Raw genomic sequence first — 11,709 nt, 5'->3', positions numbered from 1 at the left:
GGCCCCGCACGGGGCGCCCATGCCACGAGAGCGGGCCGACGGAGACCATGTCTTCGTCGGCCCGCTCTCATCGCGTGCGCGTGGGACTCAACGGCGGTGCTGCAGCCAGAGCGTGCCCAGCGGCGGCACCGTCATGCGGGCCCGACCGCTGTCGTCGGTGTGCACCGCGCCGAAGTTGCCCACGCCCGAGCCGCCGTACTCGACGGCATCCGAATTGAGCACCTCGGCCCACTCGCCGCGCTCGGGCAGGTCGAGCTCGTAGTCGTAGACCGGGTTGCCCGAGAAGTTGCTGATCACCACGACCGTGCCGCCGTGGTGGTCGCGGCGGGCGAAGGCGACGACGGTCGGGTTCCACGCCGGACCGCCCAGGCGCGTGAACGCCTCGCCGTCCGAGTCGCGCGCCCACAGCGGCGACAGGCCGCGGTAGGTGTGGTTGAGGGTGCCGACGAAGTCGTGCAGCTCGCGGTGGGCGGGCTGGTCGAGGATCCACCAGTCCAGGCCCCGTCCCTCCGACCACTCCGACATCTGGCCGAACTCCTGGCCCATGAACAGCAGCTGCTTGCCCGGGTGCCCCCACATGTAGGCGAGGTAGGTGCGCATGTTGGCGAGCTTCTGCCAGTGGTCGCCAGGCATGCGGGTGAACAGCGTCCCCTTGCCGTGGACGACCTCGTCGTGGCTGATGGGGAGCACGAAGTTCTCGCTGAACGCGTAGACGAACGAGAACGACAGCTCGCCCTCGTGCCAGCCGCGGTACATGGGGTCGCGCTTGATGTATTCGAGCGAGTCGTTCATCCAGCCCATGTTCCACTTGAACCCGAAGCCGAGACCGCCCTGATCGGTGGGGGCGGTGACCCCCGGGTAGCTCGTGGACTCCTCGGCGATCATCGCGATGCCGGCGTTGCGCTTGTACGCGGTCGCGTTGACCTCCTGCAGGAAGCCGATGGCCTCCAGGTTCTCGCGGCCGCCGTGGATGTTGGGCTCCCACTCGCCGGCCTCGCGGGAGTAGTCGAGGTAGAGCATCGAGGCGACGGCATCCACCCGCAGCCCGTCGACGTGGAACTCCTCGATCCAGTACAGCGCGTTGGCGACGAGGAAGTTGCGCACCTCGCGCCGGCCGTAGTCGAAGATCAGGGTGCCCCAGTCCTTGTGCTCGCCGCGCCGCGGGTCGGGGTGCTCGTACAGCGCCTGACCGTCGAAGCGGGCCAGGGCGAACTGGTCCTTGGGGAAGTGTCCGGGCACCCAGTCCATGATCACGCCGATGCCCGCCTGGTGCAGGCGGTCGATCAGGTAGCGCAGGTCGTCGGGGGAGCCGAACCGGCTGGTGGGCGCGTAGTACCCGGTCACCTGGTAGCCCCACGAGCCCCCGAAGGGGTGCTCCGAGAGCGGCAGGAACTCGACGTGCGTGTAGCCGAGCGCGGTGAGGTAGTCCACCAGCGGGTCGGCGGCGTCGCGATAGCCCAGTCCCGGTCGCCACGAGCCGAGATGGATCTCGTAGGTCGACATCGGCTGGTCGAGCGGGGACCGCCCGGCGCGCGCGGTCATCCACTCCGCGTCCTGCCAGGTGTAGTCGGATGCCGTGACCACCGACCCGGTCGCCGGCGGCACCTCGGCGGCCCGCGCCATGGGGTCGGCCTTCATGATCCAGCGGCCGTCGCCGGTGAGCAGCTCGAACTTGTACACCGAGCCGGTGCCGAGCCCCGGAACGAACAGCTCCCAGACGCCGCTGGATCCGAGCGAGCGCAGCGAGTGCCCCTGCCCGTCCCACGAGTTGAAGTCGCCGGCCACGCGGACGGCGCGCGCGTTGGGCGCCCACACCGAGAACGAGACCCCGACGACGCCGCCGAGGTCGCGCACGTGCGCGCCGAGCACGTCCCACAGCTGCTCGTGGCGCCCCTCGCGGATGAGGTGCAGGTCGAGCTCGCCGACCGTCGGCAGGAACCGGTAGGGGTCGTCGGCGACGAAGTCGGGGCCGCTCGGATAGGTGGTGTGCACGGTGTACGCGCCCGGCTGGGCGGGCACGGCCGCCTCCCAGACACCGGCGCGCAGGTGCGCGAAGTCGGCGGAGGTGCCGTCGGCGAAGATCGCCGAGACGGTGCCGGCCATCGGACGGCGCGTGCGGATCACCCACCCGTCGGCGGTCTGGTGCGGGCCGAGCACGTCGTGCGGGGCGTGGTACGAGCCGGTGGCGACGGTGTCGAGCACCTGGTCGGAGAGAGCGGTCATCGGGTTCCCTTCACGTGCAGGATGTGCACGGGCTCGTGGAAGGCGTCCAGCCGCACGAAGTTGTCCTGGTTCCAGGTCCACCGCGCGCCGGTGAGGAGGTCTTCGACCTCGTAGTCGGCCCCGCGTGCGATGCCGAACACCGTGCTGTCGATGTGCACGGTGGTCTGGCGCATCGAGTGCGGGTCGACGTTGACGACCACCAGGATCGTGTCGGCGACGCCGTCGGGCGACACGGCGGCGGGCAGATGCTTGGCGTAGACGAGGATCGCCTCGTCGTCGCTCCAGTGCAGCGTGAGGCCCCGCAGCTGCCGCAGCGCCGGATGGGCGCGGCGGATCTCGTTGAGCCGCCGCAGGTAGGGCGCGAGCGAATCGCCGCGAGCCTCGGCATCCGCCCAGTCGCGCACCTTGTACTCGTACTTCTCGTTGTCGATGTTCTCTTCCGACCCCGGGCGCGCCACGTTCTCGTACAGCTCGTAGCCGGCGTAGACGCCGTAGCTGGCGCCGGCGGTCGCGGCGATCGCGGCGCGGATGCGGTAGGCCGGGCGCCCGCCGTACTGCAGGTACTCGGTGAGGATGTCGGGGGTGTTCACGAACAGGTTGGGCCGCATGAAGTCGGCGGTCTCGTCGCTGACCCATCCGAGGAACTCCTCGAGCTCGGCCTTGGTGTTGCGCCAGGTGAAGTAGGAGTAGCTCTGCTGGAACCCGCTCCATGCGAGGGCCTGCAGCGCGGCGGGACGGGTGAAGGCCTCGGCGAGGAAGACCACGTCGGGGTCGACGCGGTTCACTTCGGCGATGAGCCACTCCCAGAACCACAGCGGCTTGGTGTGCGGGTTGTCGACCCGGAAGATCTTCACGCCCTGCGCGATCCAGTGGCGCACGATCCGCAGCACCTCGGCGCAGATGCCCTCGGGGTCGTTGTCGAAGTTGATCGGGTAGATGTCCTGGTACTTCTTCGGCGGGTTCTCGGCGAAGGCGATCGTGCCGTCGGGAAGGGTCGTGAACCACTCGGGGTGCGCGCTCACCCAGGGGTGGTCGGGGGAGGCCTGCAGCGCGAGGTCGAGCGCCACCTCGAGCCCTGCCGCCGTGGCCGCCCGCACGAAGGCGCGGAAGTCAGCGAGGGTGCCGAGGTCGGGGTGCACCGCGTCGTGACCGCCGGCGGCGGCTCCGATCGCCCAGGGCGAGCCGGGGTCGGCGGCGCCGGCGACGAGGGTGTTGTTGGGGCCCTTGCGGTTGGTCACGCCGATGGGGTGGATCGGCGGCAGGTAGAGCACGTCGAACCCCATCGCCGCGACCTCGGGCAGGCGGCGGGCGGCGGTGCGGAACGTGCCGCTGACGATCGTGCCGTCGGCGGAGCGGCGGGCGCCCTCGGAACGGGGGAAGAACTCGTACCAGGCGCCGACGCCGGCGCGCTCGCGCTCCACCAGCAGCTGCTGCTCGTCGCCGATGGTCACCAGCGACTGCAGCGGCCGCGCCGCGAAGACGGCGGCCAGGGCCGGGTCGCGCACGATCTCGAGCGCGGCGGCGTCGCTGACGGCGTCCGAGCGCAGGCGTTCGGCGGCGGCGGTGAGCGCCGCCTTCTCGGCATCCGGTCGCGAGGGCTCCGCCACGGCGCGGTCGAACAGCAGGGCGCCGCTCTCGCGCATGAGGGCGGTGTCGACCCCCGCGGCGATCTTCAGGTCGGCGGCGTGCTCCCAGGTGGCCACGTCATCGGCGAAGGCCTCGAAGCGGAACGTCCACAGTCCCTGCTCCAGCGGCGCCACCAGCACCCGCCAGCGGTCGAAGCCGTCGCCGAGCGGCGTCAGCCGGTGCAGCGTCTGCGCCCCGCTGGGCGAGGTGAGCCGCACGTGCACGCCGATGAGATCGTGGCCCTCGCGGAAGGCCGTCACCTGGAACGGCACCGCCTCGCCGACGAACGCCGAGGCCGGGAACCGGCCCCCGGGAACGCTCGGGCGCGCGCCCGACAGCGGCAGTCGGCCGTTGCGCGTCGCGGCGCTGGGGGTCCACGCCGTCACCGGACGACAGGGGATCTCGGCGGTGCTGCGGACCGAGGGTGCCGCGGTGGCGGCGGGTGCCTCGGCGGCGGGACGGACGGTGGGCGTGCGCTTCTTCGTGGCCACGTTCCGAACCTACCCCGCGCAGCGGAGCGCGGACACTCACTCCATCCGGAACAAGTGCATTCCGGTGTCGGGGATCGACACGATCTCACCCGGTGCGTACGTCGTCTCGTCGGTGGCGGGGCGCTCGTCGACACTCGACCACAGCGACACGAAGCGGCTGACCCCCGCGATCTCGGGCAGGCGCACATCGACGTGGGTCTCGTTGCCGTGCACGATCAGCAGCACGCCGTTCGCGTCCTCGCTCTCGGGCGTGGAGCGCGCGGCGTACTGCAGGGTGCGGTTGGCCGCGTCGTTCCACCGCTCGATGGTCATCGTGTGCCCGTGGCGGTCGTACCAGTCGATCGCCGAGGCCGAGGGCACGTCCTGCGCGGCATGGGCGAACCGTGCGGGGCGCAGCGCCGGGTTGTCGCGGCGGAGGGCGATGAGCCGTTCCACGTGCGCCTGCAGGTCGCGCTGCCAGGGCGCATGCTCCCACGAGGCCCACGTGAGCGCGGAGTCATGGCAGTAGGCGTTGTTGTTGCCGCGCTGGGTGCGCCCGAACTCGTCACCGGCGGTGATCATCGGCACCCCCGCCGACAGCAGCAGGGTGCCGAGCAGGTTGCGCATCGCCTTGCGGCGCCGCGCGAGGATGCGCTCGTCGTCGGTGGGGCCCTCGACGCCGTGGTTGAACGAGCGGTTGGTGTCGGCGCCGTCGCGGCCGTGCTCACCGTTGCCCATGTTGTGCTTCACGTCGTACGAGACGAGGTCGCGCAGGGTGAAGCCGTCGTGGGCGGTGACGAAGTTGATGCCGGCCAGCGGTCCGCGCTCCGTGCTGAAGGTGTTCGACGACCCGGCCAGGCGTGTGGCGAAGCCGCCGATGCCGGCGGGGGAGTGCGAGGCGCGGCGCGCGTAGTCGACGTCGCTCAGCCAGAAGTTGCGCACCCGATCGCGGTAGCGGTCGTTCCATTCGTGCCAGCCGTCGCCGAAGTTGCCGGTCTGCCAGCCGCCCATCCCGACGTCCCACGGCTCGGCGATCTTCTTCACGCCCGCCAGCGCGGGGTCGTCGACGATGGCGCGCAGCAGCGGATGCTGCGGGTCGAAGCCGTGGCCGGCGTCGCGGCCGAGGGTGGCGGCCAGGTCGAAGCGGAAGCCGTCGATGTGCAGCTCCTGCGCCCAGTAGCGCAGCGAGTCGAGCACGAGCCGGGCGGCGGCGGGGGTGGCGGTGTTCACCGAGTTGCCGCATCCGGTCACGTCGATGTAGGCGCCGTCGTCGTGCTGGCGGTAGTAGGCGCGGTTGTCGATGCCGCGCAGGCTCGAGCGGGGCCCGCCGAGTTCGAGCTCGGAGGTGTGGTTGTAGACGACGTCGAGGATCACCTCGATGCCGGCGGCGTGCAGCGCTTTGACCATCTGCTTGACCTCGCGCAGCACCGCGGTCGCACCGGCGGTGCGGGCCGCGGCGGTGGCGTAGTCGGCGTGCGGGGCGAAGAAGCCCAGCGTGTTGTAGCCCCAGTAGTTCGTGAGCCCCAGGTGCAGCAGCCGCGGCTCGGTCTCGAACGCGTGGATCGGCAGCAGCTCGACCGCGGTGACCCCGAGCCGCGTGAGGTGCGCGATCATCGCGGGGTGGCCGAGTCCGGCGTAGGTGCCGTGCAGCGCGGGCGGGATGTCGGGGTGGCGCTTGGTGAGGCCCTTCAGGTGCGCCTCGTAGACGACCGTGCGGTCCAGCGGCACCTGCGGGCGCTCGACGCCCTCCCAGTCGAAGGCGTCGTCGACGACCACCGATCGCACATCGCCGATGCGGCCCGAGACGATGCCGCGGCCGTACGGGTCCAGCAGCAGCGTCGCCGCATTGAAGGTGCTCCCGGCGCGGGTGGGGCCGTCGACCCGCACGGCATAGGGCGTGCCCACGCGCAGCCGCGGGGTCGTCACGCTCCAGACGCCGCCGCCGACGGGCTCCAGTTCCAGCTCGTCGATGATCCAGTCGAGGTCCTCTTCGTCGAAGAGCACGAGGGTCACGCTGGTGGCGCGCTCCGACCACACCCGCAGTGTGGCGGCGCCCTCGCCCAGGGTCACCCCGAGGTCGTCCAGGTGCGGCGAGAGAAGCAGCGGAGGGGTGTCGGGCATGCGATCTACAGTAGTAAGGCGCCGCACCGGCCCTCGGCAGCGGCGGGCGGGGCAAACGGGCGGCAACGCTCGCGGAACGGGCGCGGAACGCCCACGGGAGACGGGGAGCGGCATGCGGGTGTACCTCGACCACGCCGCGACCACGCCGTTGCGCGCCGAGGCCCGGGCCGCGTGGCTGGCCGCGACCGAGACGGTCGGCAACGCCTCGTCGGTGCACGGCGCCGGCCAGGGCGCCCGGCGGCTGCTCGAGCAGGCACGCGAAGACGTTGCGGCCGCCCTCGGATGCGACCCCATCGAGGTCGTGTTCACCTCGGGCGGCACCGAATCCATCAACCTCGCCATCCGCGGTCTGTGGGAGGCCCGGGCCGACGGTCGCGACGCGATCGTGCTGCCCGACGGCGAGCACCACGCCACCACCGAGACCGCGGAGTGGCTGTCCTCCGGCCGCGGCGCGCAGCTGCGCCGCGTGGCCCTCGACGCCGCGGGCTCCGTGCCCGCCGAGACCTTCGCCTCCGCACTGCCGGGCGCGGCGCTGGCCACCGCCCTGATCGCGAACAACGAGGTCGGCACCGTCAACGACGCCGCCGGGATGGCCGCGGCCGCCGCGGCCGCCGGGGCGCCGTTGCACCTCGACGCGGTCGGTGCCGCCGGCATCCTGCCGGTCGCCTTCGCCGCCTGGCGGGGCGCCCCCGCCGAACCCGCCACCGGCCTCGTCGCCCTCAGCGTCTCGGGTCACAAGGTGGGGGCGCCGGTCGGCACAGGCGTGCTCGTGGTGTCGCGGCACGCCCGTCTCACGCCCCTGCTGCACGGTGGCGGGCAGCAGCGCGGCATCCGCCCGGGCACGCAGGACGTCGCGGGGGCGGTCGCCTTCGCCGCCGCGCTGCGCGCCGCCGTCGCCGAGCGCGAGGGAGAGGCCGCGCGGCTGCAGTCGCTGCGCGAGCGCCTCGTCGCCGGTGTCGGGCAGGGGGTGCCGGCGGCCGAGCTGCTGGGCGATCCCGTGCGGCGCCTCCCCGGCAACGTGCACCTGCTCTTTCCGGATGCCGCGGGGGAGACGCTCCTGTTCCTCCTCGACATGGCGGGCATCGACGTGTCCACCGGGGCCGCCTGCCAGGCGGGGGTCACCGAGCCCTCGCACGTGGTGCGGGCGCTCGGCCGCGACGAGCGTGCGGCGCGCTCGGTGCTGCGCATCACACTCGGCCGCACCACCACCGCGGCCGACGTCGACGCCCTGCTCGCCGCGCTCCCCGGCGCGTACGAGCGGGCCGTCGCATCCGGCGCCCGGTCAGGCGGGGCTTCGTAGACTGGGACCATGCGGATCCTGGCGGCGATGAGCGGTGGCGTCGATTCCGCCGTGGCGGCGGCCCGGGCGGTCGATGCCGGACATGACGTCGTGGGCGTGCACCTGGCGCTCTCGCGGGCCGGCGGCACCCTGCGCACCGGCAGCCGCGGCTGCTGCACCATCGAAGACGCGCTCGACGCGCGGCGGGCGGCCGACCTCCTCGGCATCCCGTTCTACGTGTGGGACTTCTCCGAGCGGTTCCGCGACGACGTCATCGACGACTTCATCGCCGAGTACCAGGCCGGGCGCACCCCCAACCCGTGCATGCGGTGCAACGAGAAGATCAAGTTCGCCGCGCTGCTCGAGCGCGCCGTCGAGCTCGGTTTCGACGCCGTCTGCACCGGCCACTACGCGATCCTCGTCGACGGTGCGGGCGGGCGTGAGCTGCACCGCGCCTCCGACGCCGCCAAAGACCAGTCCTACGTGCTGGGAGTGCTCACCGCCGAGCAGCTCGCCCACACCTACTTCCCGCTGGGGGAGACCCCGTCCAAGGCGCTGGTGCGCGCCGAGGCCGCCGAGCGCGGGCTGAGCGTGGCGCAGAAACCCGACAGCCACGACATCTGCTTCATCCCCGACGGCGACACCCGCGGCTGGCTGGCCGAGAAGGTCGGCACCGCCACCGGCGAGGTCGTCGACCGCGGCGGCGCCGTGGTGGGCACCCACGAGGGAGCCCACGCCTTCACCGTGGGGCAGCGCCGCGGCCTCAAGCTGGGCGTGCCCGCCGCCGACGGCAAGCCGCGGTTCGTGCTCGAGGTGCGACCGGTGACCAACACGGTCGTCGTCGGCCCGAAAGAGGCGCTGGCGACCGCCGAGATCTCCGGAGAGCGCCACAGCTGGGCGGGTGCGGCGCCGACGGATGCCGCGTTCGCGTGCGAGGTGCAGATCCGCGCGCACGCCGATCCGGTGGCCGCGCACGCCGTCGTGGCCGACGGACGCATCACGGTGACCCCCGACCGCCCCTTCGACGGCGTCGCGCCCGGGCAGACGGCGGTGCTGTACATCGGCACCCGGGTGCTCGGCCAGTTCACGGTCGATCGCACCGTGTCCGCCGTTCCCGCGCCGGTCTGAGGCCGGTGGGCGCCCGGGTGGGCGCCGCGGTCGTGTCGGTGGCGCGTCCTACACTGGCCGGGTGAGCGCACCCGACGAGATCCTCCCGCTGACCCTCGACGAGGCACGCCTCGAGGCCGAGCGTCTCACCGCACTCATCGTCGACGCGCGCGACGCCTACTACGGCGCCGACGCCGAGCTGGTCGACGACGCCACCTACGACGGGTGGATGCGCCGCCTCGAAGAGATCGAGCGGGCCCACCCGGTGCTGCAGGGCCAGGACTCGCCGACGCTCAGTGTCGGGGCCGCCCAGAGCACGATGTTCGCGCCGGTCACCCACGCCGAGCGCATGCTGAGCCTCGACAACGTGTTCAGCCCCGACGAACTGCGCGACTGGTGCGCCAAGACCGCAGCCGGCGCCGGCCGTGCCGTGCGGTGGCTCACCGAGCTGAAGATCGACGGCCTCGCCATCAGCCTGCGGTACGAGAACGGCGTGCTCACCTCCGCCGCCACGCGCGGCGACGGACGGGTGGGTGAAGACGTCACGCACAACGCCCTGCAGGTCGCCGGCATCCCCGAGCGGCTCACCGGCTCCGGCCACCCGGCGCTGGTCGAGGTGCGCGGCGAGGTGTTCATCCCCGTCGCCGCGTTCGACGAGCTCAACGCCCTGCAGGCGCGGCTGCGCGAGCGCGTCGTCGACGAGGCGCGTGATCGCGGCGTCGACGACGAGAAGGCCACGCGCAGCGCCGCCCGGCGGTTCCCGGCGTTCGCGAACCCCCGCAACGCCGCCAGCGGCGGCCTGCGTCAGCAGCTCGACAAGAAGAGCGGTCTCGAGCTCGAAGCCGGGCGCGCCCGCTTGTCGTCGCTGCGTCTCTATGTGCACGGCATCGGCGCGTGGCCCGACCCGCCGGTCGACTCGCAGAGCGAGGTCTACGCGCTGCTGGCCGAGTGGGGTCTGCCCACGAGCCCGTACTTCGCCACCACGGAGAGCATCGACGGCGTGGTCGACTACGTGAGCCACCACGGCGAGCACCGTCACGACGTCGAGCACGAGATCGACGGGGTGGTCGTCAAGGTCGACGAGCTGGCCCTGCACGACGAGCTCGGCGCCACCAGCCGCGCCCCGCGGTGGGCGATCGCCTACAAGTACCCGCCCGAGCAGGTGAACACGAAGCTGCTCGACATCGTCGTGTCGGTGGGGCGCACCGGACGGGCCACGCCCTTCGCCGTGATGGCGCCCGCGCTCGTGGCCGGATCCGTCGTGCGCCAGGCCACCCTCCACAACCAAGACGTCGTGAAGGCCAAGGGCGTGCTCATCGGCGACACGGTCGTGCTGCGCAAGGCGGGAGATGTCATCCCCGAGGTGCTCGGCCCCGTCGTCGAGCTGCGCGACGGCTCGGAGCGCGCCTTCGTCATGCCCCACGCCTGCCCCGAGTGCGGCGCGCCGCTGGCGCCCGCGAAGGAAGGCGACATCGACCTGCGGTGCCCGAACACGCGCGCGTGCCCCGCACAGGTGCGCGGGCGCGTCGAGCACATCGGCTCGCGCGGCGCGCTCGACATCGAGGCGCTCGGCGAGGTCACCGCCGCCGCGCTCACCCAGCCGTCGTCGCCCGCTGAGCCGCCGCTGTCCACCGAGGCCGGGCTGTTCGAGCTCGGCCTCGACCAGCTGGTGCCCATCGAGGTGGTCGTACGCGATGCCGAGACCGGGCTCCCGCGGGAGGACGACGACGGCGTCGTGAAGACCCGCGCCCCCTTCCGTCGCAACCCCTCCGCCGCCGAGCGCAAGGCCGGGCTCACCGGTCCGCAGCCGTCCGCGCAGGCGCTCACGCTGCTCGACGAGCTCGAGAAGGCCAAGACGAAAGACCTCTGGCGGTTCCTCGTCGCCCTCAGCATCCGTCACGTCGGACCGGTCGCCGCCCGCGCTCTCGCACAGTGGTTCGGATCGCTCACCGCCATCCGCGCGGCCTCGCGCGACGAGCTGGCCGCGGTCGAGGGCGTCGGCGGCATCATCGCGGATTCCCTCATCGAGTGGTTCGAGGTCGACTGGCACCGCGAGATCATCGACCGCTGGGAGGCCGCGGGCGCCCGCCTCGAGATCCCCGGACACCCCGGCCCCGGCGCCGCCGCCGCGGCGGGCGGCGTGCTCGTCGGCATCACCGTCGTCGCCACGGGAACACTCGAGGGCTACACCCGCGAGGGGGCGCAGGAGGCCATCCTCGCCGCGGGCGGGAAAGCCGCCTCGAGCGTCTCGAAGAAAACCGACTTCGTCGCCGCCGGCCCCGGCGCCGGCTCCAAACTCGCCAAGGCCGAAGACCTCGGCGTGCGCATCATCGACGCCGCCCAGTTCCGCATCCTCGTCGAACAGGGCCCCGCCGCGCTCGACGCCTGACGGGGTGCGCGGTTCGGCGCGCCGGGCGCGCGTGTGCTGCGGTACGCGTGGTCGTGCGGTGCGCGGTGGTGGCGTCGCGCGCGGTGCTGCGGCATCCGCGGTTCGTGTGACGCGCCGCCTGGGGATGTCCCGCTATGTGCGGGTTCGGGGGGCGGCACCCACAGTTCGTGTGACGCGGTGGCCGGGCAGGTCCCGCTATATGCGGCTTCGGGCGGCGGCACCCGCTGTTCGCGGGACGCGGTGGCCGGGCATGTCCCGCTATGTGCGGGTTCGGCAGGCTGGTAGCCGATCATCGTGTGACTAGGTGGCTGAGGAGGTCCCGCAAGCGGAGCGTTGAGGCCGCGCCTCCGCCGTCTCCGAGGCATGGGCCCGGCACGTCCCGCAACCTGTGAGTGTTGTCCCCGCCACCCACGAACTCCGGGACACCGACTCCGCGTCCCGCAACCTGCGGGTCGTCACCCCACCACCCACCAACTCCGGGACACCGACTCCGG

6 protein-coding genes are annotated in these 11,709 nt (G+C 72.6%); 3 read left to right on the top strand and 3 right to left on the bottom strand.

Features of this window, described 5'->3' with window-relative positions:
* Window positions 1-87: 87 nt before the first annotated feature.
* From glgB to glgX, 3 genes are all read right to left on the bottom strand, one after another.
* Entirely contained in the window at window positions 88-2,223 is a 2,136-nt protein-coding gene (gene glgB, locus N3K63_RS08340; protein ID WP_261579691.1) for a 1,4-alpha-glucan branching protein GlgB, read from the bottom strand.
* On the bottom strand, window positions 2,220-4,187 hold the full coding sequence (locus N3K63_RS08335) for a maltotransferase domain-containing protein (RefSeq protein WP_261580073.1): 1,968 nt from the start codon (window positions 4,185-4,187) through the stop codon (window positions 2,220-2,222). The genes glgB and N3K63_RS08335 overlap by 4 nt, the downstream gene beginning before the upstream one ends.
* A 189-nt stretch (window positions 4,188-4,376) precedes the next feature.
* Window positions 4,377-6,440, bottom strand: coding sequence for a glycogen debranching protein GlgX (gene glgX, locus N3K63_RS08330; protein ID WP_261579690.1), 2,064 nt, complete (start codon window positions 6,438-6,440; stop codon window positions 4,377-4,379).
* A gap of 112 nt (window positions 6,441-6,552) precedes the next feature.
* Here glgX and N3K63_RS08325 point away from each other — a divergent pair, with 112 nt between their 5' ends.
* From N3K63_RS08325 to ligA, 3 genes are all read left to right on the top strand, one after another.
* A complete protein-coding gene (locus N3K63_RS08325; protein WP_261579689.1) occupies window positions 6,553-7,740 on the top strand; it encodes a cysteine desulfurase family protein in 1,188 nt (395 codons plus the stop codon).
* Between the two features lie 9 nt (window positions 7,741-7,749).
* Entirely contained in the window at window positions 7,750-8,847 is a 1,098-nt protein-coding gene (mnmA, locus tag N3K63_RS08320; protein ID WP_261579688.1) for a tRNA 2-thiouridine(34) synthase MnmA, read from the top strand.
* Window positions 8,848-9,055: 208 nt separating this feature from the next.
* Window positions 9,056-11,215, top strand: a complete 2,160-nt coding sequence (gene ligA, locus N3K63_RS08315; protein WP_390895156.1) for an NAD-dependent DNA ligase LigA — start codon at window positions 9,056-9,058, stop codon at window positions 11,213-11,215.
* The last annotated feature ends 494 nt before the right edge of the window (window positions 11,216-11,709 follow it).

Origin of the sequence: Microbacterium festucae (assembly GCF_025421715.1) — a bacterium.
GTDB lineage: Bacteria > Actinomycetota > Actinomycetes > Actinomycetales > Microbacteriaceae > Microbacterium > Microbacterium festucae.
Note: the sequence above shows the minus strand (reverse complement) of the source record. Positions and strands in the feature narration are given on the sequence as shown.